The following is a 26981-nucleotide window of genomic DNA, read 5'->3' on the forward strand; positions in this document are numbered from 1 at the left end:
CGAATCTATCGCCTCCGTCGGATAGCCAGCAGCGCACCCATCGCCAGTGCGCCCGCCGCGCCCGGTGCCGGAACCACATTCACCGCGTACTTCGAAGTCACCGAATGCGTGCCGCCGCTCGCATCGATATAGCTCAATGTGATCGCCGGCGAACCGCCCGGCCCGCCCGGGTTGAAGTTGTACAGACCCAGCGGCATCCCCCCGGAATACCCGAGATTCCCCGCGTTGATCTGGTGGTTGTAGATCGCCCCCGTGTACGAACCGATCCCGTTCCAGGCGAGAAACCCCGCGTCCCACGTCTGCCCCGGACTGTTGAATCCCGCGGTGAACGTCGGCAAAAACGGCAGGTACACGGTCGACATCACATTCGGATTGAGAAACGTCTCGCCCGCGCCCATGGTCACCGTGCCCGTAATCAGGATCGTCCCCGCGAAATTCGGGGTCGTGTTTGTGACCGGCGTCAGCGTGAATGTGAACGCGTAGGCGGAATCGGCCAGACCGACTTCGACACCCGCGATAATCAGGCTCAGACAGACAAATCGATTCTTCATTGGAGAGCTCCGGACAACAAAAGGCGAGAACGGACTCTCAGGAGTTGCCGCGCCGGAGCAAAACCTTGCAGCCCGACAACATCCAATGCGATCCGCGACCGACAAATACCGATTGCCGCCCGCGATCCGCTAGCATCTGCAATGCCTTCCGGTGTCCGCAACCTTCCAGAGTCCGAGGTTCCTCAGATCCGGCTTCGACGGACAACCCCGGACGATTTACCGGCGCTCTTCGAAATGCAGTGCGACCCGGTCTCGAACGAAATGGCGGGCACCAAGCCGCGCTCACGCGAAGTTTTTTTCGCCGCCTGGGAAGGGCACTTCGCCAATCCGACGATCAATTCGCGCGTGATCGAGATCAAGGCAACCGAAAACGGAATCGCGGCGAACGAGATCGCCGGAAGCATCTCCTGTTTCCAGGCCGACGGCCGCGACTGCGTCGGATACTGGATCGCCAAAGCGCACTGGGGAAAGCGATTCGCTTCGCGCGCGCTCGAGCTGTTTCTCAAGGAAGAGCCGCGCCGGCCGCTCTTTGCGACCACGGCATCCACCAACACCGCGTCGCGTCGCATCCTCGAAAAGTGCGGCTTCCGCTTGACCGGCTTCCGCATGGGCGAAGAAACCGAGCGGTACGTCGCCCGCGAGATCGCGGAGTTTGAACTCGCCTAGTGTGTGATCGAAATCGCGCAGCAAATCACCCGAACGCATGACTGATCGGATTTCGGGCGACCGAAGCTCGAGGCGGCAGCCCGGCGCAGTAGACCGAAGGCGCCGCCCCCAACGAAGGCCTACGGGCAAAGCACCTCGTCGTACGCCAACGCAAAGATCGTGAAGTCGGACTCGTCCACAAAGCCGTCGCCGTTGAGGTCCGCCGGGCAACCCGCGGGCATCGAAGTATCGGAGCATGTGTATATATCCGCCGCGGCAGCGAAGATCGAAAAATCGGCGTCGCCAACTACGCGGTCACCATCAAGATCGGCCGGACACGGAATTTCGACCGTGATGATCGCGGGTACAACGACTGCCGGCGCCAACACGATGCCGCTATCTGCGACCGTCGGCGAGACGTAGAAGCTCGCGCCGTATTGACCGCCTGCCGAGGTGCCCGCGTTCGGATAGCCGAACGAATTCGCTGTGATTGAAACCGTGCGCGCGGTTCCTGCCCCGGTGCCGATGCGAATCTGTCCGGCGTAGTACCGGGTTTCCAATTTCTGAAGGATCGGCTTGGACGGGGCATGGTTCGTGTCAGACGCAAACGAAAGCACGCTATTGGGGGTTCCCAGGATCATGTTCGCACCCACCTGGGAATGCTCAAGCGCTTTGTTGTTCACGCTCGAAACGATGCACTGATACGCGAGCAGTTCGTCGCCTGAACCCGCCGAGCCAAAGTCAGTGATCTTCTGCGAATTGCACAACCGCAAACAAGCAAGCGCTGTCTTCAACCCACTGGCACTCAGTACTTGTGTCACCCCATCGTGATACACGCTGATCCGAAAATCGACCGTCTTGGCGCCGCCCGAGACGTCGATGGTCGTCGGATTGGTCCAGCCGCTGTTGACTTCATATTTGACGCCCCACACGGCAAGCGCGTTCGAGCACACAAGGGTCGCCATTCCCGCCGCCATCCCAAAGTTCAGCATGAGCCTGCTTCTGAAAAACAATTCCCGCACCGGCATGCGCCTCAATGCGCACGCTCATCGCAAACAAATCGTGAATCCCGTTCCCCCGCCGCCGCCTGCCACCCGCCGATCAACGTTCGGCGGCCTTGACCGAACGGTTGCACTCGACCATCGACAATTCTGTCACGCCCGCCGCAGTTTGATTCCGCTCGCGCGCCCGACCAGTCGCGCGACACCGGGAAGCCATTCGCAAATCAGAACTTGCGTCAGGATGCGCCGCGGACGTCGCAAGCCGCGATCCGATATCCGAGATCGAGCGACTCAAGATCCAGAATATGAAGATTGCGCTCGGCCCAGCGCCCGCTCACAAGATCGGCACAGAGCCTCGCCAGCCCGGGCGCGCCATCGATTCGCGCGAAGCTCGACATGCAGCTCCGGCGATCGTCCTCCAAATACAGCTCCGGCCTGCGCCAATATGCACCAAGCATCCCGTCGATGCAGTCGTGCGGAATCGGCAGTGGTACGACCCGAGTCGGCCCGACCGCGCGCTCCAGTATCGCCGCGAGCGCCCCGCCCTCCGGAAAAATCGCCCGATCGTGCGCGAGAATCTCCGGGAAGTAGTCCCGGGTCAGCCAGAACGGTGCGGAATCCGGCACCCAAGTCAGCAGAATAACCCGGCCGCGCGCAACCCGCGCCATCTCGCGAAACCCATTCTCCAGTTCCGGCCAGTGATGAGCGCTCAACACCGCCATCGCAGCGTCAACAGATTTCGACTCGAGCGGCAGCGCGTCCGCCAAACCTTGAATGCACGGCGCAGCGCCCGCCGGGCGCTGCCGGATCATGGCCTCCGAGGGCTCGAGCGCAACCACGGATCGGTCGCGCGGCTCGTACGAGCCCGTTCCGGCGCCCACGTTCACCACGCTCGCCGCGTCGCCGAGCGCGAGCGTGATCGCTTCGGCGATGCGCGGATCCGGCTTCCGGAACGAGGCATAGTTCGTGCCGATCGAGTCGTAGAGGGACATGCTCTCTTGTTTCGAAGTCCTCATTTGCGCGCCGCGATCTGTCGCGCCGCCGACGCGCCGTCAAAAATCTCTTTCACGGGTCCGAGCGCCTGCACGAACTCGAGCTGCTCGCCTTCTGGTCCCTTGCAGTAGATGAGCCGCCAGCCGTTCGACCTGCCCTCGGTGATGCCGTTGCTGTTGGATTCGCGCGGCGCGCCAAGCCGCTCCTCTTCGCTTGTGACCGTGATCACACGGTTGGCGCGCACCTGCGTCATGCCGCGCTTCGCGGATTCCGCTTCGAGATCCGCGATGAACTTGTTGAAATCGACATCGTCTCGCATGTGAAAGCAGATGTGCATCATGCGCGGGAAGGCGGGGCTCATGTGGTCAAGCGGTTCGGCAAAGCTCGCTCCGGTTCCGGCCGGCTGCGACGCGTCGCGGTACTGCAGCAGCTCGATAACGACATTGTCGAACTGGATGAAACGGACGTCGAGTCGCTGGGCGCCGCCCCTGAGGTCGGGGACGCCCATCGTCCGCGGGTTGATCCGGCGGCGGCGGGCCTCGATTTCCTGATCAGTGAGGAGCGTGTTGTGGATGCGTTCTCCCTGGAAGTCGCCGTCGCGCATGATCTCGGTTCCCCCGAGAACTTCGGTATAGAACTCGAAGGCGCGGTCCATGTTCTGGACGGTCAGTCCGAAGTGCTGGACACCCTGCAAGCGCTCTCCGAGCGGACAGGAGAGTTGAGAGTGCACAATCGCGGATCCAATCCAGAGCCAGCAGTCTCGCGTCGCGACATTCTGAAGTCTACCGGGGCTTTTTTCCAATGCGAATCGTTCGGGCAAAGCGATTCGTTGTTGAAGTGGACACGCCTGTTACGCTCGTCCCGGAGGCACGCGAACTCCCTTGTGGAGACAACACAATGTATCTCTCAACGGCGCACCTGATTCTTGCGACTCTTTCCCTTTTCACAATCTGCCACGCAGCTCGCGCCGTCACCAACTCGGCGCACGTCATCGTCTTCCCGCACTTCGGCGGCACGCCGATCGATATCACAAATACCAACTCCGGCATTGTGGACGCGGCCGGTTCCACGACGGGCGGAATGAATTCGAGCGGCGATGCGAGCGCTCACACCAAGTACGGTTTCATCCGCTTGATCACGCACGCCAACGGCGCACTCCTGTCGACCGCAACCGGAATTTTCGAAGACACCGTTACCATCAACGCCCCGGGCGTGCCGACGGGCACCGCCGGCATCGTGACGTACAGGGTGCGTGCCGCCGGCAACCTCAACGCCTGGTCTGGTTCCGCCGTCGCGCGCTGGTACATCAAGGCCGATCTCGGCACCGGCGGCCCCGACCTCGGCGTTGATGGACAGTTCAACAGCCCAGATGCCGGCAACCCCGGTTACCAAGGCGCGCCGATCGGGGCGTATACACCCGGCACTTCGTTCCAGTTCGGAGTGCCAAGCACGCTCCGAGTCGAACTCTCCGCGACAGCACTCGCCTCGTTCAGCATCAACGGCCCCGGCGCCGCGGCAGTCGACCCATCGCTCACGGTGGTATGGGACGGCATCCAAAGTGTCGTTCTTTCGAACGGAACCCCGGTTCCGCTCTTTACCGTGACCTCGGGCTCAGGCAAAAACTGGGCACTTCCCTCAAACACCTGCCCAGCCGATCTCAATCACGACGGGCAGGTGGACGATTCCGACTTCGTGACGTTCGCCGCCGCGTACAACATTTTGGACTGCATCGATCCCGCGATGCCGGCCGGTTGCCCGGCCGATCTGAACGGCGACGGCCTTGTCGATGATGGCGATTTTGTCGAGTTCGTCTTTGCGTACAACGCGCTGGTCTGCCCATGACCGTCCGAAGCGAATCGCCTTCGAAGATCGCGAGCCATTGAGCACCGGATGCGGGCAAGCCCAGTCCGCGCGGAATTCTCAATCGGCTCGCCGCGGCACATATTTCATTGCCACCGCTCCGGATGCGAATTCCATGCGGCCGATCGGTTTCAAGTCAACATGTTTCGACAGCCCCGCGAACACCGTCGGCCCGCGCCCGGCAATCCGCGGATGCACGATGAACTCGTACTCGTCGATCAATCCGAGTTCGGCGAGCGCTTGCGGGAGTTGCACGCCCCCTGTGAACAGCGATTCGCCGGGCTGGTGTTTCAAATCCAGAACGGCCGCTTTGAGATCGCCGCGGACAATCTCCGCATTCCAATCAACCTGGTCGAGCGTGCTGGAAACAACGTACTTCTTCGCCGCATCGATCGTGCGGGCGAACGGCTGCATCCAATCGGGCCCGCTGCGTACGACTTCTCCGTGCGGCAACCGCCACGCCGATTCCATCATCTGGTAAGTCACGCGCCCAAACAACAGAGCGTCGGCGCGGGCGATGAGTTGTGCCGCATGACGGTGCAATTCTTCGTCGGGAATAGCCGCGCGGTGATCGCAGCAGCCGTCGAGTGTGATGTTGATGGAATAGCGAAGCGGGCGCATGCGAACAAAGTATCACGGTCAGGCCGCTCGCGTCCCGCCATCCGATTCTGATTCACGGACACAGGAGCGCGTCGTATGCCGCTGCGAACAGAGCGAAATCGGAGTCGTCCACCAATCCGTCACGGTTCAGATCGGCGGGACAGCCGGCGGGCATGTTCGGATTGGAACACTCGAGAAGGTCGTACGCGATCGCGAAGATCGCAAAGTCCAAATCATCAACCTGACGATCGCCGTTGAAATCGCCGAAGCACGGCGGTTGAGCCCCGACCGAGATGACCGCAGGAATCGGGATGGCCGGTTGAAGCGCAACACCGAACCCGAGACTCGGCGCGGTGACAAAGCTCGCGCCGTACATCCCGCCCATGCCCTGGCCCGCGTCCGGATAGGCGAATGAATTCGCGGTCAGGACGATGCTGCGCACGGTTGCCGCGGCACCGGTGTTGCCGATTCGGATCTGCCCCGAGTAGAAGATCGTTTCCAGCCTTTGAGGGCGCGGATTGAGAAGCAAATAGTCCGAGTCGGACGCGAACGAAAATGCCGAGTTCGGTGTGCCCAGTATGCGGTCCGCGCCCGACTGCACATGAACCAGGGCGCTGGAATTCACTGTTCCAACCTCGGCCTTAAAGCTCAAGAGACTGTCGCCGAGCGAGGCAAGGCCGAAGTTCTGAATCTTCTGCGAGTTGCAGAGCCGCAGCGGCGCCCATGCGGGAGCGCTTCCATACTCGGTGCTCGAAACTGTCATCCCGTCGTGATAGACGATGATGCGAAAATCAACTGTCTTGGGACTTGAGGAAACGTCGACCGTGATTGATGACGACCATCCGGCCCCGGCGTTCACCTGATACTTCACGCCCCAGGTTGCGAACGAAGGGGCGCAGAAGACGATTGACATTGCCGCGGCATACCCACAGCTCTTCATGAACCAACTCCCCTACAAGTATTCTCCGCGCGGACCGATTGTATCTGGCGCACCCGTTCCAACGTCGCGCGGATTGCGGCAATTCGCGCGAGAAACAAGAAACAGGAGAAGTTCCTACAAGGTGGCGGCACGCTGTGACTCTCAACCAAGCCGTCGCAGATTCGCGATTTTGGGGCTTGATAGGTGGTTGGCAGCTGAGAGCACGCACGAAGCTGTTGTGCGACCACCCCGGCCCGCCAACCCGCAACGCCCCACCCCCACCCTCCCACACACCAACCCCGCCCCAACGCTCCACCGCCCATCTTTCCGCCAGAACGATCGGCTGTAGACTCCAATCCGAAGTCCAGAGCGCTTTCGCGCGAAGGGTCGATCGAGTATTTTCGGATCGTGTTTTCTATGAGCGTCAAAGACCAAATCTCGGCGTACATCAACAGCCAGCCCGAACCGAAACGCGGCGATATGCACGAGTTGCACCGGCGGGCGATACGCATATCGCCCGCGTGTCGGCTGTCGTTCTTTGATGGCAAAGACGAAAGGGGTCGAACTGTCAGCAACCCGACAATCGGGTATGGCTCGCACACGATGCGGCATGCCGACGGAACCACAAAAGATGTGTTTCGCATCGGCATCAGCGCCAATGCAACGGGCATCTCGGTGTATGTGCTGGGAATCGACGACAAGGCATTCCTGAAAAAGAAGTTTGCGGCCAAGCTCGGCAAAGCAAGCGTGACGGGGTATTGCATTCGGTTCAAGAGTTTGACAGATGTTGATGTGGATGTGCTTGAAGATGTGATTCGGTTCGGACTCGGAAAGCGAGTGGATGTAGGTGGAAGACCCACACGCGAGAAGAGTGCCGCGGGTGCGCGGACGAAGCTTGCGAAACCTCCTTTATCAGCGCGCAAGAAGTGAATCAATCTCGCGCGACCGGCTCGGCCCGGCGCGCGGCGCGTTCGATAATTCGCGGGTCAGGAACAGATTCGGGGTGATCAGCCGATCCACCAAGTGCAGCGCTGTTGCCATCCGATTGACCCGCCAGCACGTGAGTTCGGGACGAACGATCGGTTGGGCTTTCGCGAGGCGCCGAGCAAAACTCGACACTTTGCGACGGAAGGTGCTCTTCGACATATCTTCTTGATGGGGGCCATTGTTGCGCTGAGGAGAATTCATGCAGACTCGCCGCCTTTTCCGTCATCGTGCTTGTCTTCGCGCCGTCGCCTGGTCCTTGCTGCTCGCCGTGCCCGCGATGGCGCAAAGCGTTCAGTCCGCCCCCAATCCAACTTCGAGTCCCGCACCCACTCCTTCCCAACCTCCTCCCTACTCCGATTCATCCCCGATTCCTGACACGCCGGCTTACGAGCGCGCTCGGGAGGTGCTCGAACTTGTCAACAAGGGCGACGTTTCGCAGTACTTGCGTTACGTGCAGGAGTCGTTCGCGCCTCCGTTCCGTGACGCGAGCGAGCATCATGGCGAGGTGTACAACGACTTCCGTTCCGTCGCCGGAACGCTTACGGTGCACGGCGCCCGCACATATGACCCGCCCCGCCCGGAGACCAGCGCGATTCTCGTTGTGCGCACCGGCATCTCCGAGCAGTGGATGGCGATTATTCTCGATGTCGAAGATGCGCCTCCGTACAAGATCGCGAGCCTCAACTTCGGCCGCGCCCGCACGCCGAGCGATCTGCCCAAGGCCGAGGCGTTGAGCGATTCCCAGATCGCGCAGGAATTGGGCGCGTATGTCGAACGGCTCGCGAAGCAGGACGCGTTCAGCGGTGCGGTGCTCCTGGCAAAGGACGGCGAGGTACTGCTCTCGGCCGCCGTGGGCCAGGCGAACCGCGACTTTAAGGTGCCCAACACGGTGGACACGAAGTTCAACCTCGGTTCGATGAACAAGATGTTCACCGCGGTCGCGATCCTCCAGCTCGCGGAACAGGGAAAACTCTCCCTCGATGACACGCTCGCGAAGCACCTCGATACCTCGTGGCTGAGCCAGGATATCCTCGACCGTGTCACGATCCGACAACTCCTCAACCACACGTCCGGCCTCGGGTCGTACTTCAATGAGACGTTCGAGCGTACTAGCCGCGCGCACTTTCGCGAAGTGAACGACTACAAGCCGCTGACAGTCGGCGAAACCCTTGCGTTCGAGCCCGGCACAAAGCAGCGCTACAGCAACACGGGCTTTCTCATCGCCGGGGCAGTTGTCGAAAAGGCGAGCGGCGACAACTACTTCGAGTACATCCGCAAGCATGTCACCGGCCCTGCCGGCATGAGCAACACCGATTGCTACCAGCTCGATCATGTGAACGACAATCTCGCCGTTGGATACGAGCGCCTCATCGGCCCCGGCGGCTCCCCTACCGAGTACTTCAACAACATCTTCGCGCACGTCTTTCGCGGCGGGCCGGCCGGCGGCGGCTATTCCACCGTGACCGATCTGCTTCGATTCGATCGCGCGCTGCGCGCCGGCAGACTTCTCGACAAAGATTCCCTTGCCGCGGCATGGACCCGGACCGAAGTGCCGCAGTCTTTCGACTACGGATTGGGCTTCTTTGTCGAAGACACGGCGGTCGGGCGCGCCGTCGGGCATGGCGGCGACTTTGCCGGGATCAGCGCGCAATTTCGGATGTATCTGGAGAGCGGGTACACCGTCTCCGTGCTGTCGAACTACGACGGCGCCGCCCGCCTCGTCGAAGCCAAGGCGCGTGAGTTGATCGGGCAGGGGCGGTGAGCGTTCGCCGCCACATTCGCGGCCGAACCTGGACCGGCGCACAACTCTCGTTACGAACCCGTATCTCTGCGCCCGCGCTGCGATGTCCTTCATTTCCTCCACCTCCCGCATTCGGGAGGACTGCAACGGATGGTACTGCCTCCTGCAAATGCTTTTGCGGCCGCGATATTTTTTGATTACCTCCCGACGGTTGCTTCGGCGCTGAGGATTTCCGAATTTCCTTTTCGTCCTCGACGTTCCCGCGCAACTTTGGAGGCGTGGACGTGCATAAGACTCTTGCGTGTTTCGCGGCTTATTCGTTCGCGGGTTTGGCCCTCGCAGGCGGAGACTTCAACCCGCCGTCGTGGCGTGGAAGTCCGTACACAACAACCCAGGGCTGGATTTTCGTTTCGGGCGCGGCCATTGCGGGGGCGCTGCCGAGCAACGAACTGGTTCAGACACACAACACCAATTTCCTGCCGGAGAGCCAGTTTCTCTTCGGTGATATTTCGGGCCCGCACATTCTGGCGGTGAAGCGTCGATCGTCATCGACACGATCGTCCCCGCTCCCGGCGCCTTCGCGCTCGCCGGTGTGGCCCTGCTCGCCGCAGCACGCAGGCGAAGATAGTTCGCACAACGGCCGCGTCAACTATGCCGCTGCCATCACGCGCCCGCCCCCCGGCATTCTGGAATGGTGCAACGCCGGTTGCAATTGCCTCGATGCCTTCGTCACACAGGCACTTGGTCGCTCCCGCCCCGGGGCCTCTGGACTCGCGTGTTATGCTTTTATTGCGTATTCGCGCGGGTGCATGCGTGGGCATTGCGGGGGATTCTCACAACTCATCGTTATCGTCAGGAGGCTTGTCATGAGACGGACATGGTGTGCGATGATCGTCCTTTGTGGCTGCACGGCGCTCGCTCTCGAAGCCGCGGCACAAAGCCCGTTCTCACCCGGGTTCACATACCAGGGTCGTCTGCAAAGCGGCGGCAGGGGTGTCGTCACGCCGACTCGCGCATACTTCCGCCTTTACGACGTCGCGACGGGCGGATCGCAGATCGGCTCGACCTTCTCGACGATTCTCTCCCCCGATGCCGCCGGCGCGTTCACCGTTGAACTGAACACCGCCGCGGAGTACGGAAGCGCGGCGTTCACCGGCGGGTCGCGCTTTCTTGAGATCGAAATCGACGCAGCCGGCGGAAATGTGGTGCTCTCACCCCGTGTATCCCTCTCGCCCGTACCGCACGCCATCACGGCAAGCTCGCTCGGGTCGCGGCTTCCCGGTGCCGCTTCGCCGCTGGTCAACATCGACCCGCAAGACCGGCTGGGCATCGGCACCACTTCGCCCCAGGCCGATCTGGATCTCAAGGGCAACATGTATGTTGATCCGTCCGGGTTCGGCGGCGCCCCGACGATCACCTTTGCCGTCGGCGATACCGACACCGGGCTCAACTGGGGAAGCGACGGCCAGCTCTCGATCTTCGCGAACGCCATCGAGTATTTCCGCATCGACCCCGCGGGCCCGGTCAAACTTCGGGCGCCCGATGGAGCGAGCGGAAGTTTTCTGGCAAACGGCGGGCCCGGAACTTCGATGGAAATCACCGCTGGGAACGGCGGAACGGGAGGCACGCTCAAGAACGGAGGTAACGGCGGCGTCTTGACGCTCACCGCCGGCGCGGGCGGAGCGGGCGGCCTCGGCGGTCAGTCGGGCTTCCTCGGTTGGGTGCGCGTGACCAATCCGACCACCACGCCGTTCTTCGCGTTGATTCTCCGGGCGTGCAGATCGCGGCAATCGTCGACTTCGCAGCGGGCGGCGCCGTCAAGTGGGGCAGCGGCATGGACACGAGCGGGAACTATTACATAGACGACGTCGGCAACGGCCGCGCTTTCACGATCCAGAAGGCCGGCGGAATCGCGATGGGCCCGGCCTTACCGACGGCGGGCACCAAGCTCGATGTGCAGGGCGCCTTGCGGTGTGTCGGCTTTACCAACGCTTCGAGCGCCCGCTACAAGCACGACGTGCGGCCCCTGCTCGACCGCCTGGTTCAGCTCGAACCCGTCGAATTCACCTGGAACGAAAACATGCCCGAGATCGGATCCGTCGGTGGAACAAAGGATGTCGGCATGATCGCCGAAGATGTGGCCAAGGTTCTGCCCGAAGCGGTGACATTCATCGACGGCAAGCCCGAAGGGCTGAACTACACGCGGCTCACCGCTTTGGCAATCCGGGCAATCAAGGACCAGCAGAGGGAACTTGAAAAGAAGGATCGCGAACTCGCGGCACTTCGCGAGCGATTGGATCGGCTCGAAAGTCTTGTTCAAGAGTCCGGCAGCCGGTGAGCGGATGGTTCGGTAGTGAGGATGAGCCGGCTGGCTGGAAAGGTCAGTGAGTTTGAATGGAGAAAAGACAAGGCAGAAATAAAAACTGACCTCGGAGGAACCCGAGGCCAGTGTGCGCATCGTTGGAGTGGAGTTTAAGAATCGAGGAATCGAGGAATCAAGGATGGCCAGAACCCATCCGTTGGATTCCTCGTCACGGACAAAGAAGTGCGTCGTATGCCGCCGCGAAGATTACAAAGTCGGCGTCATCCACAAACCCATCGCCGTTGAGATCGGCCGGGCAGCCCGGTGGCATGGCCAAGTCGGAACAATCGAGAATGTCGTAAGCGGCCGCGAAAATCACGAAGTCCGAATCATCCACCAGCCCGTCGTTGTTGAGGTCGCCGACACACTTCACTTTGATTTCAAGCAAACCGATACCCGTCGCGCTCTGCCCGTCCGGATTCGTGACCGTGAGATTCCGCAGCCCGGTCGCGGCCCCGCCCGAAACCGACACATTCAGGGTGAGCGACGTTTCGCTGTTGAAGGCGATCGAGTTCACCGTGATTCCCGCGCCGGAGAACGCGGTTTGCAGCCGGTTGAAACCCGGTTCGGTGTCGTAGAACGCAGACCCGGCGACGGACGTGCCGGTCACCGAGAGGCTCACATTGGCTTGGCCCTGCTCCACCGAGCCCGGCGTGATCAACGACGGCGTTGCCGGAGGTGGCGCGAGCAGCTTGGTCACCCGAATCGCCCAGGTATCGACGGCGCTCGCATACTCCGTGAAAGTCCACATGGACTGATCGTCTTCGGGATCGACGACGGTGCTCGAATAGTCTCCCCAGCGGTTCCGCCCGCTCCCGATGACGTTGTACGAACCGGCGCCCGCGACGATTGTGGTCGGGGCTTGGATCGTTCCGAGCGGATCGCTCGAGAGCCGTCCGGCCGCGGCGGCGGACATGAAATTCACGGCGCCGCCGAAGCTTGCGCCGAGCCCCATGTGACCCTGGCCGCTCATCGCCACTGTCGGAAAGGTGTAATACCTCGGGCTCGAAGCGGCGCTGTCGAAGAGCGTGCCCGATTGCACGAGCGTCGGAGTTGCAGTCAGATTCCCGATCTGATACCAACGGGCGCCGTTGCGTCCGCCCGACGAGCTGGCCACTCCGGACGAGTTCACCTGGATGGTGTGCGCTGTCCAGAGCGTCCTGCTCCCGGTGGACCGGTTGCGGTAGATGCGCGCATCGTACAGCCGGGTATTCAACGCATCGACGGCGGTTGTGCTCCCTTGCGCGGGAACGTTGATCGGATTCGCCGTCGTGGGAACGGTCAGCAGTATGTTTGACGAGATCGAGGGAGTGCCACCCGGATCACTGATCCGGCGGAGGACCAAGCGCCCGAGCGCGATATTGCTCGTGCCCAGGAAATAGCCTTCGGTTGCGGCCGGATCGTCATTGGACACACCCCGCGGCGAATACGGACCTTCGCCGCTGACCGGCGACATCTGGCGGAAAGTGGTCACCACGATCGGGCCGCCGCTCAGCACGCTCGACTTGCGGACGACCCAGCCGGTCGTGCCCGTATACGATGGGTTGAACATGTTGCAGCCGATGTAGAGCGCGTTCGCGTCGACGCCGAGCGAGGGGTAGTCGGCCAACGCGCCGTTATCCGCGGTGCCGCCGCCGGTGGAGTCCTGCTGGAACTGATAGAACGTAAAGCTGGCGGTGCTCGTAATGACCGGGCCGCTGCTCACGGCGATCATGATCCGGTTCGGCGACGAGGTGTTGATCATCACGACGAACCATCGCTGGCTGAGTTTGTCGTAGACAACCCGCGGGTCGCTGGTCGTCGAGCCGTTCCGCACCGAGTTGAAGAACGAGTCGGTCGTTGTGTTGACCGCAGTGAGGACGCCCGCTTTCGTAAAGACGCGGATCCTTCCATTCAGAGGCGTCATGATCTGGGTCGGCCCGACGTCGCCCATCGTGTCCGGCGGAATAAACCCCGACTGCGCGATGGTGGCCGCGATGAAGTCGTTGCTGATCGTCTGGGGCAGCAGCATGCCCTCATCAAATCCGTTGACGTGCTGCATCACGCGTGACGGAAACCCGCTGCCGGAAACAACGTTCCAGTTTCCGTCGAACGGCCACTTCGGCACCGCCGCCGACGCCGGGTCCTGCATCATGAAGTTGCTGTGATGGTCAAAGAAGAACGGCTTGACCTCGCGGACAAACCCGGGAATCAGAGAATCTCGCGCGACGATCTCCTGCACCGACTCGGTAATTCCCCGTTCGCCGACCCAGGGCACGCCGACGGTTTCGCCGAGTGGCTGGCCGGTCTGCACGGGCTGCGCCAACGCAACCTGTGCCTGCAACGCTCCGGCCATGACGGCCAAAATCATCGCGCCAGCGCGAATCCCGTTCCGCAAGGCTTTCGCTCCGTCTTCACGTGTTCTCATAGCACCCTCTCTCTGAACGGCCATCAGGTACTTCCCCGCACCGAATCCCCCTCCCGGGCAACGGCGCGGGCAAAACTAAACGTTCCTTTAGAATACTGCAATCCAGTGGTCGCTGGCGCTCAGTTTTTGCCAAGAATCCGGCGTTCTTCGGATCAAATTTCCACGATTCATCTTGATTCAGCCGCGTGCCGAAACGCGAGCGGCGGGCGGCATCGTGCCACAGACATTGGCTTGATAGAGTCGGCGCCACCCGCCGCGACCCTTGTTTCCCCGAAAAGAAACACGCTGACCTCAAGCGGTGAGATCAGCGTGCAGGAAGCGTGAGATTGGGGAAGCGTGGGGGTCAGCAGGCTCCGTTGCGGCGACGACGCGTGGCGATGAGCGCGAGTGCAAGGAATGCCCCGGGCGCGCCGGGGGCGGGAACCTGGAAGGTAAAATTGGATTGGGTCATCTGACCGACTTCGCCGTTGGGGGCTTGCGCGCCTGTTTCAAAGATCGAGAGGCGATAGTTCCCCGCGGTGAGGACGCCGGTCCAGTTCACATCGATGGGCTGCCAATTCGGGCTGTTCCAATCCGCGACGAAGCTGCGCAAAACTGTCGGCGTGCCGGAGATCCGCTCGAGCTTGAGCGTGGTGTTGCCGTTGAGTCCGCGGATGAAGCTGCCGGCAAGCGCGTACGACTCGGTCGTCGAGAGGTTGAAGTTGAGTTCGAACGAAGAGGTTTCGTACTGGCCGTAGCGATTGGAACCCGCGGGCGGACCGGACGTTCCCCATGCGCTGGTGTAGCCGCGGTAGGTCGCGCCGAAAGCCGAGAGCGAAGACTCCTGGTACACGTTCGCGGGGTTGGGATTCCCCGGATTGGTGTAGACAATAAACGGATTGAACGAAGTTGTGGAACCGAGCGAGGAAGAGGAATTGCCCTCAAGCCAATTCCAACTCACTCTCTTGACTTCAGAAAAGCGGGATTGGACGGTGTACGCGCTCAGTGCGCTCGAAGCGATCCCCATAGCGAGGGCGGCAGTCAGTAACTTCATGGTCTCCTCCTCAATAGTTCCCCAGAGCAGAGGTAATTTATCGCCCGCGACACGGCAACGCAAGCAATAACCGAATGTGACCTACGACATGAACAGAATTCGGCCACGCGTCGAGGTGGCGGCAAGGTCGTTCCGCGGATCTGGGCTTCTGCTCGTCGGTGGGCTTGGGAGGGGAGGGAGAAAAGGCGGAAAGACACACACTGGCTTCGGGGAACCAAGGTCTTTTGCACGCGTGTGTAGGGTTCGGGGTCGCGGAATCAGGGAAGGTCAGCGCCCCCAGCCCTCTTCACCGGCACCCCGTCGGGGTTGAATCGAAACGTCCAGTCGGGCGGATGCGCGGCAAGGGGGTATAGCCCGCGCCGGCCATGCTCGCAACGAACGCCTCGCAAAGTTCGAGCGACGGGAAGTCCACATGAACCACATCGTGGTGGCTGAGCAAGGCGCACGCCTGGAAACTCGCGGGAAGAAGAAAGCAGTCCTCGCTGAATCTGCTCAGCTCGACAAGCGTGGAGACGAGCAATTCTCTCTCGGTCTCTTCGAATGCAATCGCGCCATCGAGCTTCTGATAGTCGGCGGCTGGTGGCATTGACGTCGTGGCACTGACCTTGTTTCAAGGTCAGTGGGTTTGGATCGGAAAGCAGAAAAGGCAGAAAGACACATGGACGTCGAATGAACCGACATCATTGCCACGACTTACATGAATCCCCGCGCGGCAAGAAATCCGGCGAGTTCGTCGTCGTAGAGCGGCGGAGGATCGCACGGGAGTCCGTCATGTTCGCCCATCCACCAGCGGACGCTCGACCACTCCCACTGCTCCGGGCGATCGACGAGGCCGCGCTTCACGGGGTTGCGGTGGACGTAGCGGACTTCTTTCATGAACTCGCAGTGGTCGCGCACGTTGCGGTCGAAGCCCCCTCCGGGTTGCCAGAACCGCGGACGGCCGGTGGGGCCGAGGATCTTGAGGAGGATCGGCGCTCGGAGTTCTTTCCAACGCGCGAGGATGCGGATCGACGTCTTGAGTTTGATGGATTTCAGGATCGTCGCCATCGGGGCTTTGCGGCGAGTGTGCATCAGGATGTGCACGTGCTCGGGCATGACGACCCAGGCGTAGAGGGCGAACCCGAATTCCTCGCGGGCTTCGTAGAGACAATCGACGAAGACTTTTCGTGCGCCGGGTTTGCTGAGGAGAGTCAGTCCGCGGAAGCAGGAGAAGGTGATGAATCGGACTCCGTGCTCGCGGCGATGGAGTTTCTTGCTGGGAGGCCTGAGAATGTCGATGGGGAGCGACACGAAGAGGAAGATACAAGAATGGTGAGCGATTCGTGGCACTGACCTTGCTTCAAGGTCAGTGGGTTTGCGTTCGGGAAGCAGAAAAGGCAGAAACGCACACTGACGTCGGAGGAACCGACGTCAGTGCCACGACGCGTGGGGTGAGTTTCGCGGGTCGAAGTGGAGGCAACGTCAGGGCCATCTGCCGGATCCCCCACTAGGTTTCTGTATTCTGCTTCTCTTGAAACAGGGCCGACACAAACTCTTGATTCTCGCGGATGACGCGAAAGAGATGGTGAAGGATGCGAAACTTGCATCGATGGGCGAACGGCTGTGCATGGCTGTGAACGCATGGCTGGAGGCTGGGCGGCGGAAACGTGTATCGCCTTCGTGGTTTCGAGATGCGGAGAAGCTTGTTCAGAGCAAGTATGTGTATGCCGTTATTGCCGGCGCGCGTTGTGCAGGCTGCATTGCTTGTGCCCACGCCGAGCCGACAGAATGGCTGACGTCCCTATTTCGGAAGTCGCCGGCGAAAGCGCGCTTGTTGATGCTGCGGTATTCGACGCTCAAGAAGCCGCGGCCGGAAGATGCAGCGGATCAAATGATCCGCGCTGGCTTTGTCGATCGTGTGTTTGATGTTCGCCTGGAAGCGTGCTCGCGAACGGTGAAGTGGGAGTGCAAGGAGTACGTGCCGGACGTTCGAGAGATGCTCACCAACGAAAAGGACGCGGAGCGTCGTTCGTATGTTGAACAAGACCTCGCAATGCTTGAGAAAGGTTACTGGCTGGATTTGAAAGAGGAGTTTGGCGGTTTCAGCTACGGTGTTTCGAATGTGCACGGCAGGACGTACGGCCGTGTATCGAAGAAGGCGTTTGAGTCGATGAGCGAGCAGGAAGTGATGAAGCGAGTTCGGGAGGCGCACGACGACTACAGGTCGAAATCGTGGGACTGGTTGCAAGAGGTGAATCGGGGTTGAGGGCGCGCGATGACACTCAATCTTCCAAGCGATAGTGACGGAGATGCACTTCGCCGGCTCTGGCAAAGCGGATCGGACCTTACGCGTCCGATGACAATTGACTTTGCTATGTCGGTCCCAAACGAACAAGCTGGTGCAGCGTTCGCGGCCGCAGCAACTCGGCTCGGGTATCAAGCGGACCTCGACAAAGACGAGCCTTCTGGTGAGTGGATTTGCTATTGCAGCAGACGGATGGTTCCCTCGCACACGGCGATCTTGGATGCGCAACGCGAGCTGAATATCGCGGGGCGACCGTTCGGGGCGGAAGCGGATGGGTGGGGAAGCTTTGGGAATGCGGGTGAGTAGACGTTCCTGCGGCAACACCAGGAATGAGATCGGGGCTTGGTGACGAGAGGAAAAGTGCGACCGGACTTAGCACCCGCCCGCCGGCATCAACCACGCAGACCTGCACGCTCCGACGGTGATAATCCAGCCCCCCATGCACAGGTACAGAGCCTGTTGCTCCTTGATGGGATTGCTACGTCCCACCGGGATCGTTCTCCGGAAGGAGCAGCAGGCCTTCATACCCATCGCGCCGTAGAAGGAGGGAATATCGGTGCCACCCGTTGACGGCGCATGAACAAGTTCACTTTTGGGGAGTTGAGAGAACAGGCCTGACCACCACTTGTTCCCGTCCAAACGTCCACGAAATCAGACCGATGCCAACAGATTGAACCGCTGCTCCCCGACAAATCCCCACAACGACAGCCTCTCGTTTGACCTCGTCAAGAACTACCGCTGCACCGCCGCTGATGCCGCCGAGGCTGGCGTCGTCGTCCAGTTTCACTCGGAAGGTGCGTGGGCCGTCTGATCCTTGAGCAACCAGACTCCCTGAAAACACTTGCGGTTTCATCTGTTCCGCCAGTGTCCGGTCGATCCTTGTTGGGTCGCCAGGGAATCCGATCAGGTATACGCGGGCACCTTGGCGCAGCTCTCGTTCAAAATCGATCTGCGTCCCGCTTGCGGGGCGCAGATCGTCAGAATCGATTCGGGCGAGCAACCAATCGTTTGCATCAATGCGCCAGTCGGTTCCGCCCGTTGAATACACCTCCGCCTGAAATTGGCGGCCATCCAAACGCAGGGGGCGTGCTGTCAGAGGAAGAAACGAGAATTCATGCATCGTCGTCGCAAGAATCTGATCGCCGACGGGAACACCCGAGCCGGACCAGGGCTTTTCGCTCAGCGGATCAGCCACCAGACAAACACGAACGGCTCTCACTTCTTCGGGAATCTCAAAATGACTCGCGGGCTGCGTGCTCTTTGTCACACAGCCCGCGAGAATCAGACTCGCAAGCGCCAAAGCCCAGAGCATCTTGATTCGAAATTGCATGTCGCTAGTTTAGAGAAATGGTTTCAACATATATCCCGCCGATGGCAACATCCACAGCGGACTGTCCGGGCACAGCGGTCAGGGTCCAGTCAACCCCTTCCACCGGCATCGAGAAGCGTTGAAAGCCCATCGCCAGCAACCATTTCGAAACGCTACGCCACTCGCCTCGAACGTGGATCTGCATGCCAGCCGGTGCGCCCGCAATTGTGCTGGGCAGCGCATACATGGCGGAACAAAGGGAATAATCGTTCGGATTCACGAGAGCTTGATCGGTCGACCACATCACCGTGATGTCTGCTTCGCCCTCGGAATCGAATTCATGGGTCTGGACAAGACCAGTCACGGTTGACGTCGTAGAACTCGCTGCATCGAGTCCCAAGTTCTCGATGAAGTCCTCCGCAGTGGCGGCACCCCAGTCAAGCGGGGCCCCGGATAACCGGCATCCATCGAGGACATAGTACGGACGGGCATCATTGTGCGGGCCATCGTAATCGACCGGGCCTTCCCCGATTCCAACCGCGATAGCCGGTGTGCCTCCACCGGGGGTGATCTTTTTTATCCGGTACCACGACTTCGTCATCGGGTCATAGACCAGATCAATTTCGCCATCGCCGTCTGTGTCGTAGCCGGTCACCGTACGGCCGGGGTTTAGCGGATTCGGAATAGTCACTCCTGGAGTGTCGGGAGAAGGGGTCTTTGTCCCCGGCTCGGGCCATTTCACTTCAACTTCCGGGGCGCCAGGAGCCTGCGGAAATCGCACTGTGCAGGCTGTCAAAGCGTACACCCCGCCAACTGTCAACAACAGAGTAGCAGCCAACGAACTGCCGCGGATGAACGAACGCATTTTTCTTGACAACATGAAACATCTCCTTACGGGAATGTGCCCCACGCGAGGCCAACCCATAAGCCCCAGCCGCTTCGTCGCCACACGCGACAGAGACGCCGCCATAAAGCGGGCGTAACTGGAAGGTGGCGTGTGACATCGACACTAATTTTGATTGTAAATTGTACAATGCAATTTTTGCCCACTGAGCACGTTGTCGAACCAACCTCGGTGCAGCCGCGTCGTACGGCATCTACGGTAACGCGTGTGCAGGTTCACCGAGTGTGGCGAACGCGAGCTGCTTGCCGGAACGGAAGCGCGAGAAGTCGCCGATGAGCGCCCGCATCGACCAGGCCGTGACCTTGCCGACACCCGGATATTCGGCGGAATGAAGCCGGCGCGGGAGAGTTCAGCGAGCATGCGTGCATCGGAGTAATCGCTCTTATCCGGGTTGTGCTTCATCCGGGAGACATACTCCGGATGCGCCAGCGTGACGGGCCAACCCGGTCCGTCCCGAAGGTCTTCCGCAAGATCGGCGGCGCCGCAGCAGCTCTCGACCGCGACGCGCTCGGCGCGGCAGGACTGCGGCAGGACTGCGGCACCTGGCCCACGATCTCGGCGATGCTGTTGCCGCACTTGCGATTGCTCAGCACCCGCCCGCCGGAATCGACGACGCAGACTTGCACGCTCCGACGGTGATAATCGAGCCCCACGTACACAGGTACAGAGCCTGTTGCTCCTTGATGGGAGTGCTATGTCCCAGCGGGATCGTTCCCCGGAAGGAGCAGCAGGCCTTCATACCCATCGCGCCGTCCTATCAACTCACCTGTCAATCAAGTTGGAAGGAGGCGTCTTGATTCGTTCCGCAACCACAAATCCCATTTTCGAGGATCTTCCATGTTTCTGAACCCGCTCGCAATCTACAATATCTACAGCTTCGATACGAAGATCGCTTGGATACAGCGTAGCAAGATTTGATTCAATAAAAGAGTCGACCTTGATAAGCTGCAAGAGCGCCTTTTGAACAGTAAGGTCGTGCGCAACAGCGCCTATTTCCTCTATGTCCTTTGATTCTAACGCGTAACCATAGTATTTATGAACAGCATAATCGCCAATCTGTGTCTTTGAACGAAATCTTTCGGTCTTTGGATGTAGCCCAAGCGCCCTTATTGGCCCGCAAACAAATTCAAAATTCTCATCTCGCTGCGTGTCAGCACGCTCCCACCCTCGTCCACTTGCGCTTAGACGCGTAGCTTCTCTTATTTCATTTTCATTGGCGATAGCAATTTCCACAGCAAGAATATCCTGCGGCTTCATCGCACTTGATATTGATTGCAAGAAAGTGCTGGAATCAATATTTCCAAGAGTATTTCCGAATAAAAGAGAGATACATAGTGATTCTCCACTCCAATGCTTCATAAGAGCGGCAACGCTTCTTGGATGCTCAAAATCCGCGAGCGCGAAACTAATCGAGGCGTCGCTCGCACCAACGCCAAACTCTTGGGCACTGAAATACCTCGCCGCTTGTGCGATAAGGGTTTTGGATACATCAACCAGTAGAACACGCACTTTTCTGTGCGGCATTAAGCGAGAAATCGTCTGTATCAGGTCACATTCTCGCCTCCCGCTGCCGCATCCCAGAGCAATAACCGACAACGGAAGAGTATGTGGAGCATCGCCAAAGGCGGTCAACATCTTCTTAATGCCAGAGAGATTCGCACTTCGATAATCGATTGTTTCATAGAATTGCCGCGTTTTGCTGTTTTTTGCTTGAAGCAATTTGTTCCATAGCAACGCTGCAACCGGAGACGTATACAAATATTTCTGCGGCAAAGGATATCCTCGCACTAATGCAAAATCAATAGCCTGATCGACTGGCGGATCGCCAACTGCAATATCCAGACTTCCGTCTAGCGTTGTTAATTCAATGGATCGATACCGGTGCCTCACAAACCACCCTAATGCCACTCTCACTGCGCTCGCGGAGTCTGACACAGGCTCGTATCCAATACCTCTGTTCTCAAACCATCTTACATAGCGATCAAATGTTTTTCGCTCGTCGCCGACTGAGCTTGGCGGGAAACTAACGACATGGGGAAGAAGTCGACGACCGCCGGTTCGCGCGCGAGCTTGAAGATACCAATCCATCTCAAGTTGTAAAATTGAGGTGCCGTCATGTGACTCCACAGAAGTTCCAGCACTTCCATCTAGAACTTGAATAAAGAAAGCAGACGATTCAATCTGATTTCTAATTTTTGTAAGCGTATCGGAATCGACTGCAGTTGCCTCGTTCGGTCTTTGATATACAAGTGGACAGGCACCAATTGCGTCTAAGGCCCCGGCAATATTTGCGACGATGGGCAAAGATCGACTTGCGTAACTAATGAAAACGTACTCCATTTTACTTTACTCCATAATTACATGACACAGAACCTGCGGACTTGTTAGTGTGGCAGACCCGAGTGATCCGAATACCAAACCGGCGGCACCTGCCAGCCCCGGCAGAAGCCCACCGACGAACAAGTATGCCGCGGCGGGATGCGACTCCCAAGGCCGATCACCCACAACCTCCCGCAAGAGCTTGAATGCCAGTCTTTCAAACAATCGACTGCCCCCGACCGGGCTTGTGTTGGCCCAGTTCGGGCACTTTACCAGATGGATTCATTGCGTGATGGTGGCGGCTGATCGCGTCGTGCCAATGACCCTACTTCAAGGTCAATGGGTTTGGGTTGGGGGGAGGCAAGGACGGAAGGGCCGAAAGCACACCGACGCCGGAGGAACCGAGGTCAGTGGCACGACGCGTGGGGTGGGGTTCGGAGCGACGCAGAAGGAGGCAAGGTCCGGGCCACCGGCCGCCGGAGAATCTTGCACCTGCCCTGAATTGGTGGCATACTGCAATGGAGGGGTTCTCTATGCGAAGACTTCTTGCCTTGTCAGCTCTTCTGGTGACGTGCGCCAGTACGGAGGTCGTGCGCGCTGAAGTTGTTTACACGCCCCTTGATGTCCGAGTGACACTTTGGGAAGTCGGCTTTCACGACCTCACGCTTCCCGTGCCCGGGGCTCCGCGATTCGGCGTGCGCAGTTGGAGCATGGAAGGGGGATTCCACACCAACCTTTTTCTGCAAGTCGAGAGCCTGGACGGCCTGGGCGGAGTGGTGGTCAACGAGTTTGAAGGACTCGCCGAGGGGACATCCATCGGGCCAGCCAGCCACTTTGAGCCCGGCGGCGATTTCCTGATTGTCTCGTTCAATCATTTTGGCCAAGTCGACTACTTTGCCGGCGCCTTCTTTATTGGGTTGCGGTTCATGATTGCTGACCACACACACTACGGCTGGCTCTCTGTGAATCCCGATCCGCCCGAAGACCCCGGCATGAACGCGCGCGTGGGTGCTCTTCACGGCTTGACTTCCGACGGGTCTTCATAGAAGTGCCACCCGCCCCTGCCAAAGTCAGCGGGTTTCGGGTTGAGGTTTTCAATCATGCCGCGCGCTTTTTCAACTTGTCCCAAATGTCCTCGACAGTCTGGCAAGCGGCTTCCAACTCCTTCACGAACCTCGAGCCGATACCCGGCGAGCGATAAACATCGCCCGTCGGCACGTGATAGAGAAAGCAGTGTGTTGGCGTTACTGGCGAACCGTTCCTCGCAGCTGCATGCGCGAGAAATCGCAAGAACAGTTGCACAACATCTGGTGCCATCAGTTGCGGGCTGAACTCGAGCTTGACCAACTGCAGTCGGCCCTTTTCAGAAACGTAGAGTTCGGGGGCAACGGACGTTTCCACACTGCCGATGGTCAGCCCAAATCTTGCAGTGGGCTGAACGACAAATTGTCGATTCCCGAAATGTTGCGCGTAGTGACGCAGCGCTTTGGCGTTCGATTGCAATCGCTTTTTTTCACTATCCTTTGCCGCCGTTTTAGCTTTGGCATCGATGCTCTCGGCTTGAGTGGCGAGCCATCCGATTGGATGGGACTCGCGGTGGAAAGCAATGATATTCCTCTTTGCTGTGCTGTAATAACTGCCGCGACTCGCTCGCTCTTTTTCATCGGGAAACTTCAGCGTATAGAGAATTGACCGCTGACGATCAGCACGAGCGCGCATGAACTCAACCAATCCTTTACCGCTTACTTTCATTTGTTCCTCGCACTTGAATACTCGTACCCGCATTCTTAGCCAGTGCGCAGCTGTCTCGCAACCAACGCCGGTGGGGTATTCGCCCTATTCGCGGTGACAGTTCGGTGCGGCAGGACTGCGGCACCTGGCCCACGATCTCGGCAATGCTGTTGCCGCACTTGCGATTGCTCAGCACCCGCCCGCCGGCATCGACGACGCAGACCTGCACGCTCCGACGGTGATAATCCAGCCCCACGTACACGGGTACAGTCTCCATGCCTGTTGCTCCTTGATGGGAGTGCTACGTCCCACCGGGAACGTACCCCGGCGGGAGCAACAGGCCTTCATACCCATCGCGCCACTTCACTGCTTGGGCTGAACTCGCCGAGTCCCTTCAGTGATCAGCACATTTTGTGGCGCAGGCTTCGGCGCCGGTGGCAGGGGTGCAGACTTTTGTGTTGTTTGATTCGTGGGAGCCGGGCTCGCGGGAGGAGGGGACGAAGGCTGATTCTCGCTCATGGATTGGGTCCTTCCAATTCTTTCGCCGTCACAACAATATTCTCTGGCGCAGCCTTGGGGGTGGGTGGCGACTTGTTTTCCTTGGCTTTCGACTGCGTCAACGACTTGGGCAATGGTGGCGTACCGGTCGCTTTTTCAAGCATAGGGGGCTGCGCTTGCTGGCCCGGCTCAATCGAATCACTCATGGCAGTTTTACCTCGTTGAGCAAGAGGATGGTATGCATGACCGCCTGTGCTGCCACTACACCGATTGCACCGACAGTGAAATAAAAGCACATGTTGAACCAGCGAAGTTTTATGTTATTTTTGGTGGCATTCCAATCTGTTGCTTCAGCGAGCCGCGCTGTGGCTTGCTCGCAGGTTGCATGCGCAACTGCGTCATCTACCAAATGCGGCTCTTGTGACCCGTATCCGGACGCGATCACGTCGTCTTTGTAATCGGAACGCCATTTTTGCCATTTTTGCAGACCGTCCAGTTGCTGAAATTTTCGTGGCGTGATGCTGATCACGAGACAGACACTTGCACATCCAATAAAAGCCATCGACACAAAAACAAGAATATAATAAACACAAACGTCGATGCGCAGCCAAAACAAAGGGAGCAAATCACGCCGTGATAGGGCACCGACAATGCCCCCAATCAATGCGATTGTCGCGACAGCAAACTGATACTTGGTGTAGATTGCGTCTGTCGCTTCATGTTGGGCGCGGTACTCGCGATAGAACAAATCACAAACTTTTTCGTTGTCAAGCATTCGCAAACGCCCGCAAGGATGCCAAACCGGACCCAGTCTGCCACTGATTTCGAATTCTAGCCTACACGCCGTCTGGGTATTCGCTAGATTCGCTTGCAAAGGTCACTGCTGACCAAGATCTGCTGGCAGTCGACTCATTGTCTTCGAAGCCCACTCCAGTCCCAATAGGGCATCCGTTTTCGACAAAGTATGTGAAGGAATGCCCTTTACGGTTCGCGTTTGGGGCCGTCAACTGCCCCAACTCTTCTCCCATCTCGGCAACCTCCAGTTGGTTGACCTATCAACCGCCCGCCGCCCCCTCACCCCCCGGCAACGTCATCGCCCACGATCGGAGGATACCAGAACGCATTGGGCATTAGGCACTTGGCACTAGAGGAATGCCTCAACCGCGTGCGGAGCCCTCCCCACCCGGCAGCGTCCTTGCGCAGGAAGGCACTGCGCAATAGGCATTTGGCGTTCGGGAAAACCATTAGCCTCCGGCACTGCCTTCACCTCCGGGCAACGTCATTGACCACGGGTTCAGGTATTCATCGATGTGCTCCTTTGTGATGAGCCTACCAGAAACATCCTTCTGCCCCACCACTTGCTCGTGGGCGAGCTGGCGGACGGTCTTCCCCTGCTTGAACGCCTCTTTCGCGAGTGCGGCGGACTTGTCGTAACCGATGACGGGGACGAGGCTTGTACACATGGCGAGAGAGCCTTCGATGAGGCTCTTGCAGCGGGCTTCGTCGGGCTGGAGCCCCACCCCTGGTCCCTTCAAAAGGTTTTCGGTGAACATGTCGCAGCCGCGGCTGAGCAGGTTGATGCTGTCCAAGAGGTGATGGATCATCATGGGCATGGCGACGTTGAGGTCGAGGAGGGAGCCGACGCCGCCGACGCCGCCCAGGGTGACGGCGGTGTCGTTTCCGATCACGCTGCAGCAGACCATGATGAGGGATTCGGCGATGACGGGGTTGACTTTGCCGGGCATGATGCTGGAGCCGGGCTGGACGGCGGGCAACACCAACTCGCCTATGCCGCAGCGGGGGCCGGAGCCGAGCCAGCGGATGTCGTTGGCGACTTTGCTGAGGCTGACGGCGATGGTTTTGAGGATGCCGCTGGTTTCGACGATGGCGTCTTTGGCGGCCTGCGCCTCGAAGTGATTGGTGGCCTCGCGGAAGTGAACACCGACGCGCGCGGTGAGTTCCGCGGCAACCATCGCGCCGAATTTCTCGTGGGCGTTGATGCCCGTGCCGACGGCTGTGCCGCCGATCGGAAGTTCTGAGAGCGCATGGAGCGCGCGATGCAGGCGCTCCTCGGCGTGGCGGAGCTGGGAGGCGAAGCCGCTGAATTCCTGGCCGAGGCGGATGGGTGTGGCGTCGGCGAGGTGGGTGCGGCCGATCTTGACGATCTTGTCCCAGGCGGCGGCTTTGGACTCGAGGTCGGTGGCCATCGCCTTGATGGAGGGGAGAAGGCGGGTGTGGATGGCGATTGCCGCGGCGAGGTGCATCGCGGTCGGGAAGGTGTCGTTGGAAGATTGCCCGGCGTTGACGTGGTCGTTGGGGTGAACGCCGCCTTCGTTGTCGATGTAGCCGGTGTCTTTGGAGGAGCCGATGGGTTTGTGTTTCTGGAGGCAGATGAGGTTGGCGATGACCTCGTTGACGTTCATGTTGGTGGAGGTGCCAGAGCCGGTTTGGTAGATGTCGATGGGGAAGTGCTTCGCGAGGCCGCCGAAGCGCGGCAGGCCGTCGTGGATCTCGTTGCAGGCTTCGATGATCGCCTTAGTGCGATGCTCGTGCAGGCGGTTGAGCTTGTGATTGACCGCGGCACAGGCGGATTTGAGAATGGCGTAGGCCTTGATGACTTCTTCGGGGACGGGGCGGCCGCTGACGGGGAAGTTGAGGACGGCACGCTGGGTGGATGCGCCGTAGAGGGCGTCGGCGGGCACTTGCATCTCGCCCATGGTGTCTTTTTCGGTACGGGTGGACGGGGAGGCTGTGGTCATGCGAGGAGTTTAGGAAGAGGCACTGGGCACTTGGCACTAGGGGGGAAAAGGCAGTGCGGAGTTCGGAGTGCGGAGTGC

Annotated in this window: 27 protein-coding genes and 1 pseudogene; 10 read left to right on the forward strand and 18 right to left on the reverse strand. The window is 59.7% G+C overall.

Translation table 11 applies throughout. From position 1 onward, the window contains the following. Positions 1-5: 5 nt before the first annotated feature. On the reverse strand, positions 6-551 hold the full coding sequence (locus tag KF691_10325) for a hypothetical protein (GenBank protein MBX3389835.1): 546 nt from the start codon (positions 549-551) through the stop codon (positions 6-8). A gap of 141 nt (positions 552-692) precedes the next feature. Between KF691_10325 and KF691_10330 the strand changes: the two genes are divergently transcribed. Then, positions 693-1217 (forward strand): GNAT family N-acetyltransferase, encoded by a 525-nt coding sequence (locus KF691_10330; GenBank protein MBX3389836.1) that lies wholly within the window; start codon positions 693-695, stop codon positions 1215-1217. Between the two features lie 119 nt (positions 1218-1336). Here KF691_10330 and KF691_10335 read toward each other — a convergent pair whose 3' ends face one another. The 3 genes from KF691_10335 to KF691_10345 all read right to left on the reverse strand — a co-directional run bounded on the left by KF691_10335 (position 1337) and on the right by KF691_10345 (position 3920). Next, entirely contained in the window at positions 1337-2188 is an 852-nt protein-coding gene (locus tag KF691_10335) for a hypothetical protein (GenBank protein ID MBX3389837.1), read from the reverse strand. Positions 2189-2433: 245 nt separating this feature from the next. Then, the gene (locus tag KF691_10340; protein MBX3389838.1) at positions 2434-3189 is read right to left on the reverse strand and encodes a class I SAM-dependent methyltransferase; all 756 of its coding nucleotides are present in this window, start codon (positions 3187-3189) and stop codon (positions 2434-2436) included. Between the two features lie 20 nt (positions 3190-3209). After that, positions 3210-3920 carry a VOC family protein gene (locus tag KF691_10345; protein ID MBX3389839.1) on the reverse strand — a complete coding sequence of 237 codons (711 nt, stop codon included), beginning with the start codon at positions 3918-3920 and terminating at the stop codon, positions 3210-3212. A gap of 167 nt (positions 3921-4087) precedes the next feature. Between KF691_10345 and KF691_10350 the strand changes: the two genes are divergently transcribed. Further along, complete coding sequence (locus KF691_10350; protein MBX3389840.1) at positions 4088-5032, forward strand: hypothetical protein; 945 nt, start codon at positions 4088-4090, stop codon at positions 5030-5032. Positions 5033-5110: 78 nt separating this feature from the next. Here KF691_10350 and KF691_10355 read toward each other — a convergent pair whose 3' ends face one another. After that, a complete protein-coding gene (locus tag KF691_10355) occupies positions 5111-5671 on the reverse strand; it encodes a dihydrofolate reductase family protein (GenBank protein ID MBX3389841.1) in 561 nt (186 codons plus the stop codon). A 52-nt stretch (positions 5672-5723) separates the two neighbouring features. Beyond that, positions 5724-6590: a hypothetical protein gene (locus tag KF691_10360; GenBank protein ID MBX3389842.1), complete on the reverse strand. Its 867-nt coding sequence runs from the start codon at positions 6588-6590 to the stop codon at positions 5724-5726. Between the two features lie 396 nt (positions 6591-6986). Between KF691_10360 and KF691_10365 the strand changes: the two genes are divergently transcribed. The 4 genes from KF691_10365 to KF691_10380 all read left to right on the forward strand — a co-directional run bounded on the left by KF691_10365 (position 6987) and on the right by KF691_10380 (position 11635). Continuing rightward, positions 6987-7499 (forward strand): DUF1801 domain-containing protein, encoded by a 513-nt coding sequence (locus KF691_10365; GenBank protein ID MBX3389843.1) that lies wholly within the window; start codon positions 6987-6989, stop codon positions 7497-7499. Positions 7500-7755: 256 nt separating this feature from the next. Continuing rightward, on the forward strand, positions 7756-9318 hold the full coding sequence (locus KF691_10370) for a beta-lactamase family protein (GenBank protein MBX3389844.1): 1563 nt from the start codon (positions 7756-7758) through the stop codon (positions 9316-9318). Between the two features lie 845 nt (positions 9319-10163). Then, positions 10164-11159 (forward strand): hypothetical protein, encoded by a 996-nt coding sequence (locus KF691_10375; protein ID MBX3389845.1) that lies wholly within the window; start codon positions 10164-10166, stop codon positions 11157-11159. Continuing rightward, on the forward strand, positions 11132-11635 hold the full coding sequence (locus tag KF691_10380; GenBank protein MBX3389846.1) for a tail fiber domain-containing protein: 504 nt from the start codon (positions 11132-11134) through the stop codon (positions 11633-11635). The genes KF691_10375 and KF691_10380 overlap by 28 nt, the downstream gene beginning before the upstream one ends. 193 nt (positions 11636-11828) lie before the next feature. Here the strand turns inward: KF691_10380 and KF691_10385 are convergent, their stop codons facing one another. The 4 genes from KF691_10385 to KF691_10400 all read right to left on the reverse strand — a co-directional run bounded on the left by KF691_10385 (position 11829) and on the right by KF691_10400 (position 16389). Further along, positions 11829-14066 carry a hypothetical protein gene (locus tag KF691_10385; GenBank protein MBX3389847.1) on the reverse strand — a complete coding sequence of 746 codons (2238 nt, stop codon included), beginning with the start codon at positions 14064-14066 and terminating at the stop codon, positions 11829-11831. Between the two features lie 343 nt (positions 14067-14409). Continuing rightward, on the reverse strand, positions 14410-15099 hold the full coding sequence (locus KF691_10390; protein ID MBX3389848.1) for a hypothetical protein: 690 nt from the start codon (positions 15097-15099) through the stop codon (positions 14410-14412). Between the two features lie 286 nt (positions 15100-15385). Beyond that, positions 15386-15685, reverse strand: coding sequence for a hypothetical protein (locus tag KF691_10395; protein MBX3389849.1), 300 nt, complete (start codon positions 15683-15685; stop codon positions 15386-15388). Positions 15686-15792: 107 nt separating this feature from the next. Continuing rightward, positions 15793-16389, reverse strand: coding sequence for a transposase (locus tag KF691_10400; protein ID MBX3389850.1), 597 nt, complete (start codon positions 16387-16389; stop codon positions 15793-15795). 298 nt (positions 16390-16687) lie between these two features. Between KF691_10400 and KF691_10405 the strand changes: the two genes are divergently transcribed. Next, complete coding sequence (locus KF691_10405) at positions 16688-17344, forward strand: hypothetical protein (protein MBX3389851.1); 657 nt, start codon at positions 16688-16690, stop codon at positions 17342-17344. A 9-nt stretch (positions 17345-17353) separates the two neighbouring features. Beyond that, positions 17354-17689 (forward strand): ribonuclease E inhibitor RraB, encoded by a 336-nt coding sequence (locus tag KF691_10410; protein MBX3389852.1) that lies wholly within the window; start codon positions 17354-17356, stop codon positions 17687-17689. 280 nt (positions 17690-17969) lie between these two features. On the opposite strand, the gene KF691_10415 is transcribed toward KF691_10410, so the two are convergent. From KF691_10415 to KF691_10425, 3 genes and pseudogenes are all read right to left on the reverse strand, one after another. Further along, complete coding sequence (locus tag KF691_10415; GenBank protein MBX3389853.1) at positions 17970-18650, reverse strand: hypothetical protein; 681 nt, start codon at positions 18648-18650, stop codon at positions 17970-17972. A 67-nt stretch (positions 18651-18717) separates the two neighbouring features. Beyond that, entirely contained in the window at positions 18718-19572 is an 855-nt protein-coding gene (locus KF691_10420; protein MBX3389854.1) for a hypothetical protein, read from the reverse strand. Positions 19573-19789: 217 nt separating this feature from the next. Next, positions 19790-19918 (reverse strand): annotated as a pseudogene (locus tag KF691_10425) (transposase). Positions 19919-20016: 98 nt separating this feature from the next. Here KF691_10425 and KF691_10430 point away from each other — a divergent pair. Beyond that, positions 20017-20235 (forward strand): hypothetical protein, encoded by a 219-nt coding sequence (locus tag KF691_10430; GenBank protein ID MBX3389855.1) that lies wholly within the window; start codon positions 20017-20019, stop codon positions 20233-20235. A 123-nt stretch (positions 20236-20358) separates the two neighbouring features. On the opposite strand, the gene KF691_10435 is transcribed toward KF691_10430, so the two are convergent. Next, positions 20359-21936, reverse strand: coding sequence for a hypothetical protein (locus KF691_10435; protein ID MBX3389856.1), 1578 nt, complete (start codon positions 21934-21936; stop codon positions 20359-20361). Between the two features lie 512 nt (positions 21937-22448). Between KF691_10435 and KF691_10440 the strand changes: the two genes are divergently transcribed. Then, a complete protein-coding gene (locus KF691_10440) occupies positions 22449-22961 on the forward strand; it encodes a hypothetical protein (GenBank protein MBX3389857.1) in 513 nt (170 codons plus the stop codon). Between the two features lie 52 nt (positions 22962-23013). Here KF691_10440 and KF691_10445 read toward each other — a convergent pair whose 3' ends face one another. The 4 genes from KF691_10445 to KF691_10460 all read right to left on the reverse strand — a co-directional run bounded on the left by KF691_10445 (position 23014) and on the right by KF691_10460 (position 26903). Continuing rightward, on the reverse strand, positions 23014-23667 hold the full coding sequence (locus KF691_10445; protein ID MBX3389858.1) for a hypothetical protein: 654 nt from the start codon (positions 23665-23667) through the stop codon (positions 23014-23016). 494 nt (positions 23668-24161) lie between these two features. Continuing rightward, a complete protein-coding gene (locus KF691_10450; protein MBX3389859.1) occupies positions 24162-24350 on the reverse strand; it encodes a hypothetical protein in 189 nt (62 codons plus the stop codon). Continuing rightward, positions 24347-24919 carry a hypothetical protein gene (locus KF691_10455; GenBank protein ID MBX3389860.1) on the reverse strand — a complete coding sequence of 191 codons (573 nt, stop codon included), beginning with the start codon at positions 24917-24919 and terminating at the stop codon, positions 24347-24349. Before KF691_10455 ends, KF691_10450 begins: the two co-directional genes overlap by 4 nt. 469 nt (positions 24920-25388) lie before the next feature. Then, entirely contained in the window at positions 25389-26903 is a 1515-nt protein-coding gene (locus KF691_10460) for a class II fumarate hydratase (GenBank protein ID MBX3389861.1), read from the reverse strand. Positions 26904-26981 lie beyond the last annotated feature (78 nt).

It is taken from the genome of Phycisphaeraceae bacterium, from assembly GCA_019636555.1.
Lineage (GTDB): Bacteria > Planctomycetota > Phycisphaerae > Phycisphaerales > UBA1924 > JAFEBO01.